Origin of the sequence: Aestuariivirga sp. (assembly GCF_044238155.1) — a bacterium.
GTDB lineage: Bacteria > Pseudomonadota > Alphaproteobacteria > Rhizobiales > Aestuariivirgaceae > Aestuariivirga.
The window spans coordinates 1-19,217 of sequence record NZ_JBIIDX010000057.1 but is presented as its reverse complement, the minus strand read 5'-3'; the positions used below and the strand labels follow the sequence as shown (position 1 = coordinate 19,217).

Annotated in this window: 18 protein-coding genes; 12 read left to right on the top strand and 6 right to left on the bottom strand. The window is 64.1% G+C overall.

All coding sequences use genetic code 11. The features are described from left to right. From ACILRN_RS07830 to ACILRN_RS07815, 4 genes are all read left to right on the top strand, one after another. On the top strand, window positions 1-576 hold a 576-nt coding region (locus ACILRN_RS07830), incomplete at its 5' end, for a 3TM-type holin (protein ID WP_395687104.1). Window positions 577-608: 32 nt separating this feature from the next. Then, complete coding sequence (locus ACILRN_RS07825; protein WP_395687102.1) at window positions 609-854, top strand: hypothetical protein; 246 nt, start codon at window positions 609-611, stop codon at window positions 852-854. 21 nt (window positions 855-875) lie between these two features. Beyond that, a complete protein-coding gene (locus tag ACILRN_RS07820; protein ID WP_395687100.1) occupies window positions 876-1,547 on the top strand; it encodes a response regulator transcription factor in 672 nt (223 codons plus the stop codon). Next, window positions 1,537-2,901 carry a sensor histidine kinase gene (locus ACILRN_RS07815; protein WP_395687098.1) on the top strand — a complete coding sequence of 455 codons (1,365 nt, stop codon included), beginning with the start codon at window positions 1,537-1,539 and terminating at the stop codon, window positions 2,899-2,901. Before ACILRN_RS07820 ends, ACILRN_RS07815 begins: the two co-directional genes overlap by 11 nt. A 191-nt stretch (window positions 2,902-3,092) precedes the next feature. On the opposite strand, the gene ACILRN_RS07810 is transcribed toward ACILRN_RS07815, so the two are convergent. Then, the gene (locus tag ACILRN_RS07810; protein WP_395687096.1) at window positions 3,093-4,079 is read right to left on the bottom strand and encodes a GlxA family transcriptional regulator; all 987 of its coding nucleotides are present in this window, start codon (window positions 4,077-4,079) and stop codon (window positions 3,093-3,095) included. 187 nt (window positions 4,080-4,266) lie between these two features. Between ACILRN_RS07810 and ACILRN_RS07805 the strand changes: the two genes are divergently transcribed. Further along, window positions 4,267-5,151, top strand: coding sequence for a methylenetetrahydrofolate reductase (locus ACILRN_RS07805; protein WP_395687095.1), 885 nt, complete (start codon window positions 4,267-4,269; stop codon window positions 5,149-5,151). A gap of 8 nt (window positions 5,152-5,159) precedes the next feature. Here the strand turns inward: ACILRN_RS07805 and ACILRN_RS07800 are convergent, their stop codons facing one another. From ACILRN_RS07800 to ACILRN_RS07785, 4 genes are read right to left on the bottom strand one after another with little or no spacing between them, the layout of a single operon-like run. Beyond that, window positions 5,160-5,762, bottom strand: coding sequence for a sarcosine oxidase subunit gamma (locus ACILRN_RS07800; protein ID WP_395687094.1), 603 nt, complete (start codon window positions 5,760-5,762; stop codon window positions 5,160-5,162). Continuing rightward, window positions 5,755-8,763, bottom strand: a complete 3,009-nt coding sequence (locus tag ACILRN_RS07795) for a sarcosine oxidase subunit alpha family protein (RefSeq protein WP_395687092.1) — start codon at window positions 8,761-8,763, stop codon at window positions 5,755-5,757. The genes ACILRN_RS07800 and ACILRN_RS07795 overlap by 8 nt, the downstream gene beginning before the upstream one ends. After that, on the bottom strand, window positions 8,760-9,113 hold the full coding sequence (locus tag ACILRN_RS07790) for a sarcosine oxidase subunit delta (protein ID WP_395687090.1): 354 nt from the start codon (window positions 9,111-9,113) through the stop codon (window positions 8,760-8,762). The genes ACILRN_RS07795 and ACILRN_RS07790 overlap by 4 nt, the downstream gene beginning before the upstream one ends. 10 nt (window positions 9,114-9,123) lie before the next feature. Next, entirely contained in the window at window positions 9,124-10,377 is a 1,254-nt protein-coding gene (locus ACILRN_RS07785) for a sarcosine oxidase subunit beta family protein (protein ID WP_395687088.1), read from the bottom strand. 161 nt (window positions 10,378-10,538) lie between these two features. Here ACILRN_RS07785 and ccmI point away from each other — a divergent pair, with 161 nt between their 5' ends. The 7 genes from ccmI to ACILRN_RS07750 all read left to right on the top strand — a co-directional run bounded on the left by ccmI (window position 10,539) and on the right by ACILRN_RS07750 (window position 18,367). Continuing rightward, on the top strand, window positions 10,539-11,636 hold the full coding sequence (gene ccmI, locus ACILRN_RS07780; protein ID WP_395687086.1) for a c-type cytochrome biogenesis protein CcmI: 1,098 nt from the start codon (window positions 10,539-10,541) through the stop codon (window positions 11,634-11,636). Further along, window positions 11,633-12,079: a cytochrome c maturation protein CcmE gene (ccmE, locus tag ACILRN_RS07775; protein WP_395687085.1), complete on the top strand. Its 447-nt coding sequence runs from the start codon at window positions 11,633-11,635 to the stop codon at window positions 12,077-12,079. Before ccmI ends, ccmE begins: the two co-directional genes overlap by 4 nt. After that, the gene (locus ACILRN_RS07770) at window positions 12,076-14,055 is read left to right on the top strand and encodes a heme lyase CcmF/NrfE family subunit (RefSeq protein WP_395687083.1); all 1,980 of its coding nucleotides are present in this window, start codon (window positions 12,076-12,078) and stop codon (window positions 14,053-14,055) included. Before ccmE ends, ACILRN_RS07770 begins: the two co-directional genes overlap by 4 nt. Continuing rightward, entirely contained in the window at window positions 14,052-14,504 is a 453-nt protein-coding gene (locus ACILRN_RS07765) for a cytochrome c-type biogenesis protein CcmH (RefSeq protein ID WP_395687081.1), read from the top strand. Before ACILRN_RS07770 ends, ACILRN_RS07765 begins: the two co-directional genes overlap by 4 nt. A gap of 111 nt (window positions 14,505-14,615) precedes the next feature. After that, window positions 14,616-16,112 (top strand): Do family serine endopeptidase, encoded by a 1,497-nt coding sequence (locus ACILRN_RS07760; RefSeq protein ID WP_395687079.1) that lies wholly within the window; start codon window positions 14,616-14,618, stop codon window positions 16,110-16,112. Between the two features lie 189 nt (window positions 16,113-16,301). Continuing rightward, window positions 16,302-16,976 carry a winged helix-turn-helix domain-containing protein gene (locus ACILRN_RS07755; RefSeq protein WP_395687106.1) on the top strand — a complete coding sequence of 225 codons (675 nt, stop codon included), beginning with the start codon at window positions 16,302-16,304 and terminating at the stop codon, window positions 16,974-16,976. Further along, window positions 16,973-18,367, top strand: a complete 1,395-nt coding sequence (locus ACILRN_RS07750; RefSeq protein ID WP_395687077.1) for an ATP-binding protein — start codon at window positions 16,973-16,975, stop codon at window positions 18,365-18,367. The genes ACILRN_RS07755 and ACILRN_RS07750 overlap by 4 nt, the downstream gene beginning before the upstream one ends. A 23-nt stretch (window positions 18,368-18,390) precedes the next feature. Here ACILRN_RS07750 and ACILRN_RS07745 read toward each other — a convergent pair. Continuing rightward, window positions 18,391-19,217 (bottom strand): L,D-transpeptidase family protein (locus tag ACILRN_RS07745; RefSeq protein ID WP_395687076.1); only part of this gene is annotated, 827 nt, incomplete at its 5' end.

Sequence of the window (19,217 nt, the reverse complement as noted above, 5' to 3'; positions counted from 1 at the left end):
CCAGCCGCGGGCCTGGCGCGGCCTGTTCGAGATGATCCTGGCGCTGCTGCGATTTCTGACAGGAGGAGGAACGAGAGCATGATGACGCTTCCGCTTGGCATGGCAACGGGGTTGGCGCGCGGGCTGATCGAGGGCCCGGTGATGAAGCTGCTCGATGCGCATATCGCCGACCAGACGCTGCGCCGGACGCTTGCCGCCGAACTGGAAAAGCAGGCGGTTGGCTATTTCACGCGCAACGCCGAGCTGGGAGCGGGCGTGGTGCTGGCGGAAGTTCAGTCCGAGCACTGGCTCAGCCGCAGCTGGCGGCCGCTGCTGATGCTGCTGCTGATGGGATTTCTGGTGCTGGCGGGGTTTGCGCTGCCGCTGGCCGACGCGATCGCGGGGCGGACCATTCCCTTCGAGCCACGCTGGCAGGCCTTGCCGCAGGGTTTCTGGGACTTCCTAACGGTCGGCATGGGCGGCTACATCGGCGGCCGGTCACTTGAGAAGGTGGCGGGCGCGGTGACGGGTGCGCGGACGGCTGGCGGCCGGCGCGGCGGGTTTTCGTTCATGCGCCGTTCAGACAGGGAGGGCTAGACCTGCCGGCCACAAGAAACAGACGTGAGACCATGCCCAGAATCCTGACACTTGCCACGGCCATGCTGGCCGCCGCCCTGCTGAGCCTGCCTGCCGCCGCGCAGGAGGAGATTGCTCCGTCGGCCGCCGTGAAGCTCGCCGTGGCGGCCGTTCCAGGCGCCGAGCCGCTGGACGTCAAGCGCAAGGGCACCATCTATGTCGTCAAGCTGAAGCAGGGCGGAAATGTCATCCGGGTGGGCGTCGACGCCGTCACCGGCGATGTGATACCCATGCAGTAACGCCAACAGGGAAAGCCCAACATGCGTCTGCTCGTGGTCGAGGATGACCCGGACATCAACCGCCAACTCGTCACGGCCCTGCAGAATGCCGGCTATGTGGTCGATTCTGCCCGCGATGGCGAGGAGGGGCACCATCTGGGCGACACGGAACCCTATGATGCCGTGGTGCTCGATCTCGGCCTGCCCGTGCTCGATGGCGTGAGCATTCTTGAAAAATGGCGCCGGGCCGGGCGCAAGATGCCGGTTCTGATCCTCACCGCGCGTGATCGCTGGAGCGACAAGGTGGCAGGCTTCGATGCCGGTGCGGACGATTACGTCGCCAAACCCTTTCACATGGAAGAGGTGCTGGCGAGGCTCAGGGCGCTGCTGCGGCGAAGTGCCGGGCACGCGACCAGCGAAATCACCTGCGGTCCCGTCATGCTCGATACCAAGGGTGCGCGGGTCACGGTGAATGGCATGGCGGTGAAGCTCACGTCGCTCGAGTTCCGGCTGCTGGCCTATCTGATGCACCACAAGGGCAAGGTCGTCTCGCGCACCGAGCTGGTCGAACATCTCTACGACCAGGACTTCGACCGCGATTCGAACACCATCGAGGTATTCATCGGGCGGCTGCGCAAGAAGCTGGGCGCCGATGTGCTGCACACCGTGCGCGGCATGGGTTATTGCGTAAGCGAAGCGGGCGATGCGGCCTAGCTCGCTTTCGAGCCGCCTGATCCTGTCTTCGGCCCTGGTCAGCGTCGTGTTGCTGGCCGCGATCGGCCTGTTGCTGTCCAGCCTGTTCAGCGCTGCGCTCGAGCGCAACTTCGACCAGCGGCTCAGCGCCGTGATGGATGGGCTGCTGGCCAATCTCGAGGTGTCAGGTGATGGAGCCCCGCGGCTGGCCGGCCTGCTCGCCGATCCGCGCTTCGAACTGCCGCTGTCGGGGTGGTACTGGCAGGTGGTGCCGCTGGGCGATGGCGCCGACCTCGCCTCGGCATCACTGCTGGAGCAGCGTCTGACGGCACCTGCCGCCACGCGTGGCGCCGACGGGGTTGCCGCGTTCTTTCTCACTGACGTCAATGGCGTAAGGCTCCGCGGAATCGAGCAGGTGTTCCGCCTGCCTGCCAGCACGCGGGATTTTTCCGTTCTGGTGGCAGGTGACTATGACGCGCTGAGCCAGGAGGAGAGGACGTTCACCCGTGCCCTGGCAATCAGCCTGCTGGGGCTTGGTCTGGGGTTGCTCGCGGCGATCTTTTTTCAGGTGCGCTTCGGCCTGCGGCCGCTCGGGAGCCTGCAGTCAGGTTTGCTGGCCATCCGCCAGGGCGAGGCGGAGCAGTTGAAAGGCAGGTTTCCGGCTGAAATCGAGCCGGTGGCGGAAGAGCTCAACCTGCTCATCCAGGCCAATGCGGAAATTGTCGAGCGGGCACGCACGCAGGTGGGAAATCTCGCGCATGCACTGAAGACACCGCTCAGTGTACTGACGAACGAGGCGGCAAGCCAGGACAGCCAGCTGGCTGGCAAGGTGCGCGAGCAGACGGCGGTGATGCGCGATCAAGTGAACCTCTATCTCGACCGGGCGCGGCGCGCGGCGCGCGCCCAGGGGCTTGGCGCGGTGACGGAGGTGAAGCCGGTGCTCGAGGCGCTGGCGCGCACACTCGCCCGCATCAACCGCGACCGTGAGATCGCCATCACGCTGGACTGTCCGGCCGAGCTGCGCTTCCGCGGCGAGCGGCAGGACCTCGAGGAAATGGTGGGCAACCTGCTGGACAATGCCTGTAAATGGGCTGGAGGCCGCGTCGCGGTGACGGCCGCCCCGGCGCCGGATCTTGCCGCCGCCGGACGCAGCTTCCTGCGCATTGAAGTTGACGATGACGGTCCGGGCCTTGCGCCCGAGGCGCGTGCCGAGGCGCTGAAGCGCGGCCGCCGGCTGGACGAGAGCAAGCCAGGCTCCGGCCTGGGCCTGTCGATCGTTACCGAGACGGCTTCGATGTATCAGGGCCGTCTGAACCTGGATGCAGCGCCACTCGGCGGCTTGCGGGCACAGCTGGTGCTGCCTGCCGCGGGGTAGAGCCGGGCGGCCTCACCCCATCCGTCAAAACAACCCATGCTTGCAGAACCGTGCTGACGGTCCTATAGAAGGTGCCCAGAAGATCAACCTTAGATACGGATTCGGTCTCATCGAATGGTGCTGTTCGTCTGATCCCCCCGGTCGCGAACGCACTTTGAGAGGAGCGGGCCAGCAATGGTCCGCTCCTCTGATCATTCGCGTGGCGTGTCAATCACCGGAATGCCGCGCTCGCGATAGGGCGTCCGGCCATAGAAGGCGCGGTAGCATTTGGAAAAATGCGATGGCGAGGAGAAGCCGCATGCCAGCGCCACATTGATCACCGACATGTCGGTTTGCAGCAGCAGCGAGCGCGCTTTCTTGAGACGGAGTTCGAGATAGTAGCGCTTGGGCGAACGGTCCAGGTAGCGGCGGAACAGTCGCTCAAGTTGGCGCGTGGAGAGGCCTGCCTGCTTTGCAAGAAGCGAGGGCGAGAGCGGCTCTTCGAGATTTTTCTCCATTTCCTCGATGATGCCGACGAGCTTCGGATGCCTTGCGCCGATGCGCGCGGGCAGCGACATGCGCTGGTGCTCGCTGTGGTGCCGGATCGGGGAATGCAGAATGCCTTCGGCCACGGCCGAGGCCAGCTCCGGTCCGTGCTGGCTGGCGATCAGCGTCAGCATCATGTCGAGCGCGGTGGTGCCGCCTGCGCTGGTGAAGCGGTCGCGATCAATCTCAAACAGGCCACCGGTGGCGTCGATTTCCGGAAAGGCTTCGGTGAATCCTGGCAGGTTTTCCCAATGGATTGTGCATTTGTAGCCATCAAGCAGCCCAGCCTCGGCGAGGATGTGCGCGCCGGTGCAGACCGCGCCGATGTTGGTACCCTTGCGCGCCACCTTGCGCAGCCAGGAGACCAGTCGCTTGTCGGTGTGGTGCTGTACGTTGAGGCCGCCACAGATCAGGATCGCCGCGGAGTCCGGCACCGTGCTGAGATCACCGTCGACCATGGCGAGAATGCCGTTGGAGGCCGCAACCGGCTGGCCGTCCACCGAATGCATGGTCCATTTGTACAGCGATTTCTCCGACAGGCGGTTGGCGACCCGTAGTGGTTCAATCGCCGAGGTGACCGGCATCATGGTGAATTCCGGCACCACCACGACCGCCAGGTGCTGCGGAAGCTTGCCGGGGGCATCGCCGAACATGGGTCTCTCCTGTTTGATGCCTTGTCGCGCAGAATTGGAGCATTGTCCAGAAGCGCCATCGCCGAGGCTGAAAACGACACGAGCCGGGAGGTCCGGTCGCATTCGTAATGGTGCTGTCGCAATCATCCGGGCGTAGCGGGCGGGGCGAGCGCATTGTCCGGCGCAATCAAACCGGAGCCTTTCCACCATGAACGCCCCGACTGCCGCGCCCAGCCTGTCACGCGCTGAGGCCACTGCTGCATTTCTTCGCCACCAGTCCGTCGAGATCACTCCCAAGCAGATCGAGAAGCTGGCCCTGCTGCGCCAGCACCTTGTGCCTGGTTGTCAGGTGTTCATTGCGCTGATCGACCCGGCCGATCTCTCGGCGCAGATCGAGGCAACCCGGCAACTGGCCGCGGCGGGCTTCGTGCCGGTTCCGCACGTGCCGGCGCGTTTCGTGCGCGACGAGGCGGATCTGAGGGATCGTATCCGGGCGCTGGCCGGTGCAGGCGCCACAACCATGCTGGTGCTGGGTGGCGGTGCAGCGGCGCCCATTGGCTGCTATGACGCCTCAATCCAGCTCCTCGAGACCGGCGTGTTCCAGGCCAATGGCGTGACGACGATCGGCCTTGCCGGCCACCCGGAGGGCAATCCCGACATTGCCAAGGCACGGGGCGAGGGCGCACTTCTCGAGGCGCTCGTCCAGAAGCAGGCCTATCTCAAGGCGCATGGGCTTGACGGCTTCATCGCCACGCAATTTCTGTTCGAGGCGGAACCGGTCGCAGACTGGGCGCGCGGGCTGCGCGGGGCAGGCATCGACCTACCGATCCATGTCGGCATTCCGGGGCCCGCGACCATCAAGACGCTGGTGAAATATGCCGCCATGTGCGGGGTTGGAAACTCGGCCCGCTTCATCCGCAAGCAGGCGCTGAATATCACCAAGCTGCTGACGGTGAATACGCCTGACGACTTCGTGGCAGATCTTGCGCAGATCCATTTTTCCCGCCCGGAGCTTGGCATTGCCGGGCCGCATCTCTATCCGTTTGGCGGCTTCGACAAGCTGTTCGACTGGCTGGCGCAAACGAGCCGCTGAGACGCGTTTCAGACTGGCGCGGACTGAGAGCCGAACAGCCTGAGCCTGGCGGGTTCGCGTGCCGTGGCGCAGAGGAAATCCCAAGTGTAGCGTGCATAGGAGCGGAAGACGAACACGTCGAACACGTTTTCGTCCACCACGTTCAACAGTGCTGCGATTTCGGCATAGCGCATGCGCTTGCAGAAGCCGGGTGGAGAGTTGCCGTCGAGCAGGTCAAGCGAGGTGCCCTTCATCAGGATTTCGCGGCAGCCCTCGCCTTCAAGCCTGATTACCGTGCGCATGTCAGAGACGTCGACCGCAAGGCTATGGATGCCCTGGAGCGCAGCGCGCAGGCGGCCAAGCATCTCCTCGGTCCTGCTGCGTGGACAGAGCACCAGCCACTGGTCAATCGACAGCCACAGCAGCGTGACGTCTCCAGAGGTCACCGAGCTGCGGGGCTTGAGCGGCAGCTGAGCACCAAGCACGGCGCTGACGGCCGCGATGAAGGCTGAATCAGAGGCAAGGCCGCGCAGGTCGATCATGCCGCGGTCGGTGACCTCACGCAGAGATATCGCCAGCCCCGGCGGGGCGATGACCCCGGCGAGCGGGGTCTCATAGGAGAGCTCAGACATTCAGCTTGGCCCCTTCCTTGTCATAAAAGACCGTGTCGGTGATCTTGGCGCGCACCACCTTGCCGCCGGGAAGCGGGAAGGACAGGGTTTCGCCCATGCGCGAGCGGCCATTTTCGATAAGCGCCATTGCAATGGAGCGGCCCAGAGTGGGTGACATGTAGCTCGAGGTCACCTGGCCGATCATCTCCATCGGTGGCTTGTCCTTCACATGCCGCACCGCATAGGCGCCATCAGGCAGCACCTCGTTGGGGTCCTCCGTGAGGAGGCCCACCAGCTGCTTGCGGTTCGGGCCTTTGAGATAGGACTGTTCCAGCGACCGCTTTCCGATGAAATCCGCCTTCTTCTTGGAGACCAGGCCATCAAGGCCGACATCGATGGGTGTCGTGGTGCCATCTGTTTCGTCGCCGACCACGATGTAGCCCTTCTCGGCGCGCAGCACATGCAGCGCCTCGGTGCCATAGGCCTCGATGCCGAATTCCGAACCAGCCTCGAGGATTGCCTTCCACAGGCCGAGGCCGAAGTTTGACGGCGTTGCCACTTCATAGGAAAGCTCGCCCGAGAAGCTGATGCGGAAGACGCGCACCGGATAGGCCCCGAGCCTGCCCTCCACGAAGGACATGTGGGGCAGCGCCTCGTTCGAGAGGTCGAAGGAGGGATCGAGCTTCTTCAGGACATCGCGGGCGCGCGGCCCGGCAATGGCGAACTGCGACCATTGCTCGGTGACCGGCGTGACGAATACCCGGTAGTGCGTCCACTCCGTCTGCAGCCATTCCTCAAGCCAGGCGGCGATACGGTCCGCGCCGCCCGATGTGGTGTGCAGCAGGAAGTGATCATCGGCGAGGCGCACGGTCACGCCGTCATCGGTGAGGAAGCCCAGCTCGTTCATCATCAGGCCGTAACGGCACTTGCCGACCTTCAGCGTGGAGAACAGGTTGGTGTACATGCGGTCGAGGAATTCCGCCGCATCGGGACCCTTGACCTCGATCTTGCCGAGTGTCGAGGCGTCCAGCAGGCCCACCTTGTTCCGGACACTGAGGATTTCACGAGCGATCGAGGCATGCTTGTCCTCGCCGCTCTTCGGATAGGTATAGGCGCGCCGCCACTGGCCCACCGGTTCGAACACCGCTGCCTGGCCCACATGCCAGTCGAAGATGGCGGTGCGGCGGATCGGCAGGAACAGGTCCCTGGTGAGGACGCCTGCCATCGACCCGAAGGAGAAGGGCGTATAGGGCGGGCGGAAGGTGGTGACTCCGATTTCCGGGATCGACTTGCCGGTGGCCTCGGAGAGCACGCCGAGGCCGTTGAGGTTCGAGGTCTTGCCCTGATCCGTGGCCATGCCGAAGGTGGTGTAGCGCTTGGTGTGCTCGACTGACTCATAGCCTTCGCGCTGGGCGAGTTCGAGGTCAGCCGCCGTCACGTCGTTCTGGTAGTCGATGAAGTGCTTGTTGCCCTCGTTGTATTTGCCGGTGGCAGGCGCGAACCACAGGGGCTCCATCGCATGCTGGCTGGCCTGAACGACGGCGGGAACGGCGTGCACATTGCCGGAGCCTGCCAGCCGCGAGCCGGCGGCGTAAGCCTCTTCAAGACTCTGCGGCAGGCTGAAGACGCCATTGGCAGCGCCAACCGCTGTAATGCGATCGGCGTGGCGGTCGGGACGGTAGGACTGCAACTGCTCGTCAAAGCGGATCTTGCCGCCGTTGTGGCACCAGAGATGCAGGGCAGGGTTCCAGCCGCCCGACATGGCGATGAAGTCGCAGGCGGCACGGGTTTCCCTGACGACGCGGCCCTGGCCCTTGCGGTAGGAGGCGATCTTTACATCGGTGACCGACAGCCCGCCGAAAGAGGAGTTGACGGCGGAGACCACCGAGCCTGAATCAATCTGGATGCCCTGGTCGCGTGCCTTGGAGGGCAATGGGCCTTCGGCGCGCGCGCGCGCGTCCACCACCCGCACGCCGACGCCTGCAGCCTTGAGAACCAGGGCCGTTTGATAGGCATCGTCATTATTTGTGAAAAGAACGCCGGCAGCGCCTGGCGCCACGCCATAGCGCTCAACCATGCCGCGCGCGGCAGACGCCAGCATGATGCCGGGACGGTCATTGTTGGCGAAGGCGATGGGCCGTTCGATGGCGCCAGTCGCGAGGATCACCTGATGGGCGCGCACCTTCCAAAGGCGGTGGCGCGGAGCGCCGGACTTGAGGAGTGCCGGATCATGATCAGCCAAGCGTTCGAACAGCATCACGAAGTTGTGATGCCAGTGCCCGACAACTGTGGTGCGGTTCAGCACATGGACATTGTCCGCCGCGGCCAGCTTCCGGGCTCTGGCGGCAGCCCAGTCGGCCTGCGAGAGGCCGTCAATGGTGCCGCCCGAGATGTCAGCCAGCCCGCCAAAGCACGGGTTCTCGTCGGCGATGATGACGCGCGAACCTGCTGCAGCCGCTGCCTCCGCCGCCGCCAGTCCTGCCACACCGGCGCCCACCACGAGCACGTCGCAATGGACATGAATCTGCTCATAGCGATCCGGGTCGCGGCCTTCGGGCGCCTTCCCGAGGCCTGCCGCACGCCGGATGAAGGGCTCGTAGACATGCTTCCAGAAGGAGGCAGGCCACATGAAGGTCTTGTAGTAGAAGCCGCCGGGAATGAATCGCGAAAAGGTGTTGTTGACCGCGCCGATGTCGAATGTGAGGGAGGGCCAGCGGTTCTGCGAGACGGCACTCAGACCGTCATGGATCTCGATCTGGGTGGCACGGAGATTGGGCTCATGGCGGGCGCCTTCGCCCACCCCGATCAGCGCGTTCATTTCCTCCGAGCCAAGGCCTACCACGCCGCGCGGCCGGTGATACTTGAAGCTGCGGCCGAACACCCGCTGGCCGGAGGCCAGAACCGCCGATGCCACCGTGTCGCCGGCAAAGCCTGTGAGTTGCCTGCCATCGAAGGAGAACGTGACCTTCCGGGTGCGGTCGAGAAGCCGGCCGCCGGAGCCGAGCCGATAGGGTTTGCTCATGACTGCTTCTCCGCCGCCAGCCGTTTTGCAAAATAGTCCGCCCACTGACCTTTCGCCTGGGCGATGACATCGGCCGGAGGCAGTTCCGTGATGCCGTAGAACGCCTTGAATTCGAGGCTGACAGTGTCGCGGGCGGCATGAAACCACTTGCCGCAACCGCGGTCACAGCGCCAGCGTTCGAAGTGGAGGCCCTTGGGATTGATGCGAATGAACAGGTAATCGCGCTGCTCCTCGTCGCTGACGTGAGCCGGGTCATGGGTGGCGGGCCGACGAATGTGCGCCTGGCCGCCGGCGTGGAAATCCGTCTCGTCGCCCTCGGCTCCACAGACAGGACATTTTACGACAAGCATCTGTTCTCTCCTAGTGGGCGACCGCCGCCGCGACGCTCTCGTCGATCAGGCGGCCTTCCTGGAAGCGGTTGAGGCCGAAGGGCTCGGCGATGGGGTGCGGGCGGTCGTTGGCGATGGTATCGGCAAACACCCAGCCGGATCCCGGAATGGCCTTGAAGCCGCCCGTCCCCCAGCCGCAGTTGACGTAGAGGCCGTCAACCGGCGTCTTGGAGATGATTGGCGAGCGGTCGCCGGTCATGTCGACGATGCCGCCCCACAGCCTCAGCATGCGCAGGCGCGAGATGATGGGGAAGGTTTCCACAAGCGCCGTTACCGTGTGCTCGAGGGCGGGGAAGGAGCCGCGCTGGGAATAATTGTTATAGGGGTCGGTGCCGCCGCCGATCACCAGTTCGCCCTTGTCGGACTGGCTCATGTAGCCATGCACAGTGTTGGCCATGACCACGCAGTCTATGACCGGCTTGATCGGCTCCGAGACCAGCGCCTGCAGGCACTGGCTCTCGATCGGCATGCGCACCCCTGCCATGTCCATGATGGTCGAGACATGACCTGCTGTGACGACGCCAATTTTCCGCGTACGGATTGTTCCGCGGGTTGTTTCAAGGCCGGTTACCCGGCCGCCGTCGCGCAGGATGCCGGTGACCTCGCAGTTCTGGATGACGTCGACTCCCATGGCATCGGCCCCGCGGGCATAGCCCCAGGCCACCGCATCGTGGCGGCCGGTGCCGCCACGCGGCTGATAATAGGCGCCGAGGATCGGGTAGCGGCAGTTGGGATCATCATTGATGATGGGGACGATTTCCTTGACCTCGGCGGGCGTGACCATGCGGCAATCGAGGCCTGCCAGGCGGTTGGCGTGGGCGGTGCGCTGGAAGGCGCGGAACTCATGCTGCGTCTGGCAGAGCATGAGCACGCCGCGTGGCGAGAACATGACGTTGTAGTTCAGGTCCTGCGACAGATCCTCGTAGAGGGAGCGGGCAAGCTCATAGATGGCAATCGAGGGATCCTGCAGGTAGTTGGACCGGATGATGGTGGTGTTGCGCCCGGTGTTGCCACCGCCCAGCCAGCCCTTTTCGACCACAGCAATGTTGGTCATCTTGTGGTTCTTGGCGAGGTAATAGGCTGTTGCGAGGCCATGGCCCCCGGCGCCGACGATGACGGCGTCATATTCCGGCTTGGGATTGGGCGAACGCCAGGCGCGCTCCCAGTCCTTGTGGTAGTTCATGGCGTTTCGCGCGAGCGAAAAGAAGGAGTAGCGCGGTTTCATGGGGTGCAATCCTTGCAGCTGCAGGCTATGTAACAAAAGCGCAGCTTGGCTACCAAGGGTTTTCCGACGCCCAGCGGCCACCATGCGACAATGCGACCGGGACGTGTTGTGCAAGGATGAATTGCATTAATATGCGCTAGGGGAATATCTCATAGTTCACCATGATCTGGTTTGTTCTTGCGGCAATGACCGCGGCGGTGCTTGCCGCGCTTCTGTTTCCAGCCATCCGCGAGGGGCGGGCGGAGGCGCGCGCCGACCGCAACGCCTGCGACCGGGCAGTGTTCCGCGACCAGCTTGCCGAGCTTGAGCGCGATGTTGCACGCGGCTTGATCGGGCCTGCCGAGGCCGAGGCGGCGCGCAACGAGATTTCCCGCAGGCTAATCGCCGTGGCGGGCGCCGAGCCCGAGCGCCGCGCGGGCCGTGCGGCGCAGGTTGTTGCGGTGGCGGCGGCGGTGCTGGTGCCGCTCGTGGCGGTGCCGCTCTATCTCTCGTCGGGCAATCCGGGCATGCCGGACGTGCCACTTGCCCAGCGCATGGCTGCAGCCGAGGATGCGGGTGATTTCGATGCACTCATCGTCAAGGTTGAGAGGCACCTGGCGCAGAACCCGGATGACCTCGAGGGCTGGAAGGTTCTGGGCCCAGCCTACCGCCGCGGCCAGCGCTGGGCTGATCTGGTGGTGGCTGAACGCAATATCCTGCGGCTGTCGCCACCCTCTGCTGCGCAGCTTGCGGATTATGGCGAGGCGCTGGTGCTGGCCGGAGAGGGCATGGTTTCGGCCGAGGCTCATGCCGAGTTCAAGAAGGCGCTGGCACTCGACGCGGGGTTGCCCAAGGCCCGCTTCTATGATGCGCTGGCCCTCAAACAGGAGGGCCGTACCGATGAGGCGAGGGCAGCGTTCGAGGCATTTCTTGCCGATACGCCCGCCGATGCCCCGTGGCGGCCGATGCTGACGGCGGAGCTTCAGGACATGAATGCCAAGCCCCCCGCGCTTGACCAGCAAACCATCGAGGATGCTGCCGCCATGAGCGGCGATGACCAGCAGGCCATGATCCGGTCCATGGTCGACGGGCTGGAAGAGAAGCTCAAGGCCAATCCGGATGATCTTCCGGGCTGGTTACGGCTGATCCGCGCCCGTGCCGTTCTGGGCGATGCAGACAAGGCAAAGGCCGCCTACGAGTCGGCCCTCAGGCAGTACAGTGGCAATGAGGACGCGCTGGCCCAGATTGCCAGCCTTGGACGGGAAATGAAAATTCAATGACCCGCAAACAGAAACGACTGGCGGTGATACTGGGCGGCCTCGCCGTTCTCGGGCTTGCTGCCGGCCTCGTGCTTTATGCACTGTCCGGTACCATCACCTTCTTCCACACGCCGAGCGATCTTGCGGAAACCGGCGTCAAGCCTGGCCAGCGCATCCGGCTCGGTGGCATGGTGGAGGATGGCAGTGTCGAGAGGGGGCCGGGCACGCGCACCACGTTCGTGGTAACCGACCAGATCGATACGATCAAGGTCGCCTATGACGGCATCCTGCCCGACCTGTTCCGCGAGGGGCAGGGCGTGGTTACTGAAGGTAAGCTGCAGGAGGACGGCACGTTCGTGGCCGACACCGTCCTGGCCAAGCATGATGAGAACTACATGCCGCGCGAATTGGCGCAGAGCCTGAAGGAAAAGGGCGTGAAGCTGGGTAAGGGGGCCGAGCAATGATTGCCGAGACCGGACATTTCGCCCTGATCCTTGCGGTGGCGGTGGCACTGTACCAGTTTCTCGTGCCGCTCTATGGCGCGCAGACCGGCAGCATCGGGTTGATGCGCGCGGGGCTTTCGGCCTCGGTTCTGCAGCTTGGCCTGGTGGCGGTGGCCTTCGCGGCTCTCACCCACGGCTATGTGGTGTCCGACTTCTCGGTGGAGAACGTCGCTGCCAACTCGCATTCGGCCAAGCCGCTGCTTTACAAGATAAGTGGCGTCTGGGGAAACCACGAAGGCTCCATGGTGCTGTGGGTACTGATCCTGGCGCTTTATGGAAGCGCGGTGGCCCTGTTCGGCGGCAACCTGCCGCTTGGCCTGCGCGCCCGCGTGGTGGCGGTTCAGGGTTCGGTCGGACTGGCCTTTCTGCTGTTCATCGTTCTGACCTCCAACCCGTTCCTGCGGCTTGATCCACCGCCGATCGAGGGCAATGGCCTCAACCCCATCCTGCAGGATCCCGCACTCGCCTTTCATCCGCCTTTCCTCTACGCGGGCTATGTCGGGCTCTCGATTGCCTTTGCCTTCGCGGTGGCCGCGCTCATCGAGGGCCGGGTCGATGCCGCGTGGGCACGCTGGGTCAGGCCGTGGACGCTCGCCGCATGGATGTTTCTCACGGTTGGAATCGCCATGGGATCATGGTGGGCCTATTACGAGCTGGGCTGGGGAGGATGGTGGTTCTGGGACCCGGTCGAGAACGCCAGCCTGATGCCGTGGCTGGTGGCGACCGCGCTCATCCATTCCTCCGTTGTGGTGGAAAAACGCAATGCGCTGAAGATCTGGACGGTGCTTCTGTCCATCCTCGCCTTTTCCCTGTCGCTGGTCGGGACCTTCCTCGTCCGCTCGGGCGTGCTGACCTCGGTGCATGCCTTTGCCGTTGACCCGGAGCGCGGTCTCTTCATCCTGATCATCCTTTGCCTGTTCATCGGCGGATCGCTGGCGCTGTTTGCCTGGCGGGCGCCCTCGCTCAAGGCGGGCGGCCTGTTTGCACCCGTGAGCCGCGAAGGCAGCCTGGTTGCCAATAATCTGCTGCTGTGCGTGTCCTGCCTGGCGGTGTTCGTCGGAACGCTCTATCCGCTGGCGCTCGAGACGCTGACCGGTGACAAAATCTCGGTCGGCCCGCCCTATTTCAACCTCACCTTCGGCCCGATCATTCTTCCCCTGCTGCTACTGGTGCCACTGGGCCCATTCCTGGCGTGGAAGCGCGGCGATCTGGGCGTGGCTGTGCAGAGGCTTTGGCTGGCGCTGGTGGTTGCCCTCGCGGTTGGCCTTGCGGTGCTGTCCTTCTCGGTGCGCGGGCCGTGGCTGGCTCCCGCTGGCATGGCGCTGGCGGCCTGGCTGATCGTGGGTGCGCTCACGGATCTTGCTGCCAAGGTCAGCCTGTTCAGGGTGCCCCTTGCCACGAGCCTGCAGCGCCTGCTTGGCCTGCCGCGCTCGGCACTTGGAACCGTGCTCGCCCATGCCGGACTTGGCGTCATGACTGCCGGCATCATCGCGATTTCGCTGTGGCGCATCGAGCTGATCGTGGCGCTGAAGCCCGGCCAGTCGGCATCGGTTGGCGACTATACCGTGACCTTCATCGGCGAAGCGCCACTGACCGGGCCGAATTACACGGGCAGGGTGGGCAGTTTCCGGCTCTCATCCGGCGAGCGCGAGATTGCCACGCTGCGTTCTGAAAAGCGCATATTCCAGCCCTCGGGCATGCCAACCACCGAAGTGGGCCTGCATCAGACGCTGATGGGTGACGTCTATGTGGTGATGGGCGACGAGGCAGCAGACGGCGCGCGGGCTGTGCGGCTCTATTACAATCCGCTGGTCAACTTCATCTGGCTCGGTGCCGCGTTTCTGTTTGCGGGTGGGTTGCTGTCGCTCTCCGACCGGCGCTACCGGGTTGGTGCGCCGCGGCGCGTTGCGGCCACCCAGGCGGTGGCAGCCGAATGAGACGGCTTTCCGCCATCCTGCTTGTTCTGTACGCGCTGGTGTCTGCGCCAACCCTGGCGCTGACGCCGGACGAACTGCTGGATGACCCGGCGCTGGAGGCGCGCGCCCGGGCGCTTTCGGCAGAGCTGCGCTGCCTTGTCTGCCAGAATCAATCGATCGATGATTCGGATGCTCCGCTCGCCAAGGATCTGCGCGTGCTGGTGCGTGAGCAGTTGGTGGCCGGCAAGACCGATGCCGAGATCATGGCGTTCGTCGTCGACCGTTACGGCCAGTTCGTGCTGCTGAAGCCGCGGCTGGCGCCGGAAACAATGCTTCTGTGGGCAACGCCGTTTGTGGTCCTGCTGCTGGCTGGAGCGGTGCTTCTGCTGCGACGGCGGCGGCCGGGCGCAGCGCCGGAGGCGCCTCTTTCGGCCGAAGAGCAGCGACTGCTCGAGAAGGCCCTCGAATAGCCTCCGGTTTGACGCAAGACTTACTGAAGTTTCATCCTCCGGACAGGTCACGGTAAGGAGCCGCAACCTAGCTTGGGACCATCGAGACAATAACTTCGATGGAGACTAGGAATGACCTCGAATTCAACACGCACTTCTCCCGTGGCGCTTGGCGCCTTTGCTGCCGGCCTGCTGGCCGCCACCGCTCTTGTGAGTGCCATTTCGGTTCTGCCGTCCACGCCGGCAACGGCGCAGATCCAGCTGAACGCCGAGGCGATCGACCCCAGCAAGGGCTTTGCCGATCTCGCCGACCGGGTGATGCCGGCCGTGGTCAATGTGCAGGTGAAGTTCACCAACGCTTCGGCAGGCGATGAAGACGCCGCACCGCAGATGCCGAACCTGCCGGAGGGCTTTGGCGAGTTCTTCAAGCAGTTCCCGCAGTTCCGCAACGGCATGCCAGGCGGCCGTGGCGAGGGCGAGGGTGAACGGCCGCGCAGTGGCATGGGTGTGGGCTCCGGCTTCATCATTTCCGCCGACGGCTATGCGGTGACCAACAACCATGTGGTCAAGGATGCCGATCAGGTATCTGTGACGATGAAGGATGGCACGGAGTATGATGCCGAGGTGATCGGCACCGACCCGAAGACCGACCTTGCGCTCATCAAGATCAAGTCCGACAAGCCCTTCGATTATGTGAGCTTCACCAAGGAGGAACCGCGTGTCGGCGACTGGGTGATGGCGGTGGGCAATCCGTTCGGTCTCGGTGGCAGCGTCACCACCGGTATCATTTCGGCGCGTGGCCGCGACATCGGTTCGGGACCATACGATGATTTCCTGCAGATCGACGCGGCCATCAACCGTGGCAATTCGGGCGGTCCGGCTTTCAATCTCGAGGGCGAGGTGGTTGGCATCAACACAGCGATCTTCTCGCCGTCCGGTGGCTCGGTCGGCATTGGCTTTGCGATCCCGGCCTCGACCGCCGAGAGCGTGATCGCCAGCCTGAAGGAGAATGGCAAGGTCACGCGTGGCTGGCTTGGCGTGCAGATTCAGCCGGTGACCGAGGACATTGCCGAGGGGCTTGGCCTTGAGGATGCAAAGGGCGCCATCGTTGCCGACGTGACCGAGGATTCGCCTGCGCTCGCAGCGGGCATCCGCCAGGGTGACACGATCCTCAAGTTCAACGGCAAGGATATCAAGGACTCCCGCGATCTCGCCCGCAAGGTGGCGCAGGTGAAGCCGGGAGACAGCGTGCCAGTGACGCTGGTGCGTGACGGCAAGACCATGGACATCGAAGTCAAGATCGGTGACATGCCTGCCGATCCGAAGATGGCCTCCAAGGACAGCGGCGAGGACTCCGGCAAGGGCGTCACGCTCTCGGGACTTGGCCTCAAGGTTGCTCCGGCCGAGGATGGCGCTGGGGTGGCGGTGACGGAAGTGGCTCCCGGCAGCCCGGCAGAGGAGCGCGGCCTCAAGGCTGGCGACATCATCCTCGAGGTTGCCGGTGCAGAAGTGCACAGCCCCTCCGACGTCCGCGATGCGCTAAAGTCCACTGACAAGAAGCGCGTCCTGATGCTGGTCAAGACCGAGGAGGGGCAGCGCTTCGTTGCGGTGCCTTCCGCCAAGAGCTGACCTCGAACGGGTGCGCGAGACAACGCCCCCCAACCCCGCTCCCCGTCTCGCGTGACCTGAGGCGCGGAGGCTCATGATCCCAGGATGGACCGTGACGCTTCCGCGCCGCCCCCTTTTCTCCGGAGTTGGAACATGCAAGTAAGAGAGACCGATTCACCCATCTGGACAGCCAAGGCCACCCGCCAGCCCATGCGCATACTTGTCATCGAGGACGATCGCGAGGCTGCTGGCTGGCTGGTGAAGGGCCTCGCCGAGGCCGGCCACGTGGCAGACCACGCCGCCGACGGCGAGGAGGGCCTCGGGCTGGCGCTTGAGGGTGTGCACGACGTCCTGATCGTTGACCGCATGCTGCCGAAGATCGACGGCCTGACCATCGTCCGCAAGCTGCGCGAGCATGACATCAAGACACCGGTCCTGATTCTGTCGGCCCTGGCCGACGTCGATGAGCGCGTGAAAGGGCTGCGGGCAGGCGGAGACGACTATCTCGGCAAGCCCTATGCCTTTTCCGAGTTGCTCGCCCGTGTCGAGAACCTCGGCCACCGCGCGCGGGAAAACCCGCCTGCCACCAAACTGCGTGCGGCGGACCTCGAGATCGACCTGCTCACCCGCAGCGTGACGCGGGGCGGCAAGCCCATCCTGCTGCAGCCACGCGAGTTCAAGCTGCTCGAGTATCTGGTGCGCAACGCCGGCCACATCGTGACCCGCACCATGCTGCTGGAAAATGTGTGGGACTATCATTTCGATCCGCAAACCAATGTCATCGACGTTCACATCTCGCGGCTGCGCGCCAAGATCGACAAGGGCTATGATGAGCCCATCCTGCAGACGGTGCGCGGCGCAGGCTACATGATCCGCGACTCGTGAACGCCAGGATCAAGCTACTTCGCAGTTCGACATTCCGTCTGGCAGCGCTCTATCTCGTGCTGTTCGCGCTCTCAGTGAGCGCGCTGCTTGGCTATGTCTACTGGAATACCGCGGTGCTGCTCGAGCGGCAGACCGACGAGACGATCCGCGCCGAGGTTCAGGCGCTCGCCGACCAGTACCGCCTGCGGGGCCTCAACGGCATCATCGACACCGTGCGGCGGCGCAGCGCAGATGATGGCGGGGCGGTCTATCTGCTGACCTCGCCGTCGGGCGAGCGGATTGCCGGCAACCTCGACAACCTGCCCTCGGCCTCGCGGGGCGAGGCCAGCTGGATCGAGTTTCCACTCAATGTCGAGAAGGGCCGCTTGCGCGAAAACCATGTTGCGCGGGCCTTCCACACCCAGCTGGCGGGCGGCTTTGATCTGCTGGTCGGCCGTGATGTCGAGGCGCTCCGGCAATTCGCCACGATCATCCGCCAAACGATTTTCTATGCCCTGGCCATTGCACTCGTGCTGGGGCTGGGTGGCGGTCTGCTGATGAGCCGCAACTTCCTCAGGCGGGTTGACGCCATCACCGAAGCCAGCCGGACCATCATGGCCGGGAACATGGCCGGCCGCATGCCCGTGGCAGGTTCCAATGATGAGCTGGACCGGCTGGCGCTTGCCCTCAACGAGATGCTTGAGCAGATCGAGAGCCTGATGGCGGGCATGAGGGAAGTTTCCAGCAACGTGGCTCATGATCTGAAGACGCCGCTCACGCGCATCAAGGCGCGTGTCGAGGCTGCGCTGCGCTCGGGCCGCAGCGAAGACTACCGCCAGGCGCTGGAGAACACTGTCGACGAGTCCGACCGGCTGCTCGAGACGTTCAATGCTCTGTTGTCAATCGCGCGCGCCGAAGCAGGGCAGGCGCGGCAGGGCCTCGCCGTTATCGATGCCAGCACCATCATTGCCGATGTCGTGGACCTTTATGAGCCCATGGCCGAGGAGGCCGGTGGCCAGCTGACGAGCGATGCAGCAGCTGGCCTGATGGTGCTTGCCGACCGTCAGCTTCTGGCGCAGGCGCTCAGCAATCTTGTCGATAATGCCCTGAAGTATGGCGCGACGGAGGGTGCGACCCCAGAGATCAGAGTTTCAGGCGCAATCGAGGGTGAGAATGTTGTGATCAGCGTTGCTGACAGGGGCCCCGGCATTGCGGCGGAGGATCGCGGCCGGGTGACCGAACGTTTCGTGCGACTCGATGCCAGCCGCTCAAAGCCAGGCAACGGGCTGGGGCTGAGCCTTGTCTCGGGTGTGATGAAGCTGCACAAGGGTTCGCTCGTGCTTGATGACAACGCCCCGGGCCTCGTTGCGAGGCTCGTCCTGCCTCTCAACGCGGTTCAGGCAAAGGGCTGAAGAGCGGCAGACAACTGGGCGGGTCAGAACGTGTTCGGTTCCGGCTGACCGAAAATGAAGCCGGTGCCATCGAGGTTGTAGACATCGGGTCGGAAATTCACCCGGCCATCTTCGGTGGCCCAGGCCGTCAGATACATCCAGCGCACGTCGGGGCCATTCTGGATGGTCTGGTCGAATTGCTCTGTCGAATTGATGAGGCGCTCATAGCTGGCCTGATCGAGCGGGGCCACCGACCGGTCAAGAATCCATCTGACGACTGTCTGGACGTCGTCGATTCGCACGCAGCCCGAGCTTTCGAAGCGCACATTGCGGCCGAACAGCTCACGGTGTGGCGTGTCGTGCATATAGACCATGAACTCATTGGGGAAGTTGATCTTGACCGACCCGAGGGAGTTGTGCGGCCCCGGATCCTGGCGGAAGAAGTAGCGCTCAGGATCGGTTACCGACCAGTCGATGAGAGCAGGGTTGATCTCCGGGCCCTCGACTCCATCAAAGACGCGGATGTGGTTGGCCTGGAGGTAGTTCGGGTCTTCCAAGTATTTCGGCACGATGTCGCGCTCGATGATGGAGGCGGGGATCTTCCAGAACGGATTGAAGTTGATGTCGCTGACCTTGCTGGCAAGGGTGGGCGAAGGCCGCTCAGTCTTGCCGACGACGATGTTGTGGCGCGAATAGACGCGGCCGTATTCGACGGTCTCAAGTTGCGCTGCCGGAATGTTGACAAGGATCGCGAATTCACCAAGCTCCCGGCCGTAGGCCTCGATCCGAGGCAGATTTTCCCAGAGCATGGACAGCCGTGTTTCGGCCGACACATTGAGCTGGGCAAGCGTCTTCTCGGCAACGATGCCGG

Excerpts from the sequence above, each read along its gene's own strand:
- ACILRN_RS07825 (WP_395687102.1), top strand. The coding sequence starts at position 609 with ATGCCCAGAATCCTGACACTTGCCACGGCCATGCTGGCCGCCGCCCTG.
- ACILRN_RS07820 (WP_395687100.1), top strand. The coding sequence starts at position 876 with ATGCGTCTGCTCGTGGTCGAGGATGACCCGGACATCAACCGCCAACTC.
- ACILRN_RS07815 (WP_395687098.1), top strand. The coding sequence starts at position 1,537 with ATGCGGCCTAGCTCGCTTTCGAGCCGCCTGATCCTGTCTTCGGCCCTG.
- ACILRN_RS07810 (WP_395687096.1), bottom strand. The coding sequence starts at position 4,079 with ATGTTCGGCGATGCCCCCGGCAAGCTTCCGCAGCACCTGGCGGTCGTG.
- ACILRN_RS07805 (WP_395687095.1), top strand. The coding sequence starts at position 4,267 with ATGAACGCCCCGACTGCCGCGCCCAGCCTGTCACGCGCTGAGGCCACT.
- ACILRN_RS07800 (WP_395687094.1), bottom strand. The coding sequence starts at position 5,762 with ATGTCTGAGCTCTCCTATGAGACCCCGCTCGCCGGGGTCATCGCCCCG.
- ACILRN_RS07795 (WP_395687092.1), bottom strand. The coding sequence starts at position 8,763 with ATGAGCAAACCCTATCGGCTCGGCTCCGGCGGCCGGCTTCTCGACCGC.
- ACILRN_RS07790 (WP_395687090.1), bottom strand. The coding sequence starts at position 9,113 with ATGCTTGTCGTAAAATGTCCTGTCTGTGGAGCCGAGGGCGACGAGACG.
- ACILRN_RS07785 (WP_395687088.1), bottom strand. The coding sequence starts at position 10,377 with ATGAAACCGCGCTACTCCTTCTTTTCGCTCGCGCGAAACGCCATGAAC.
- ccmI (WP_395687086.1), top strand. The coding sequence starts at position 10,539 with ATGATCTGGTTTGTTCTTGCGGCAATGACCGCGGCGGTGCTTGCCGCG.
- ccmE (WP_395687085.1), top strand. The coding sequence starts at position 11,633 with ATGACCCGCAAACAGAAACGACTGGCGGTGATACTGGGCGGCCTCGCC.
- ACILRN_RS07770 (WP_395687083.1), top strand. The coding sequence starts at position 12,076 with ATGATTGCCGAGACCGGACATTTCGCCCTGATCCTTGCGGTGGCGGTG.
- ACILRN_RS07765 (WP_395687081.1), top strand. The coding sequence starts at position 14,052 with ATGAGACGGCTTTCCGCCATCCTGCTTGTTCTGTACGCGCTGGTGTCT.
- ACILRN_RS07760 (WP_395687079.1), top strand. The coding sequence starts at position 14,616 with ATGACCTCGAATTCAACACGCACTTCTCCCGTGGCGCTTGGCGCCTTT.
- ACILRN_RS07755 (WP_395687106.1), top strand. The coding sequence starts at position 16,302 with ATGCGCATACTTGTCATCGAGGACGATCGCGAGGCTGCTGGCTGGCTG.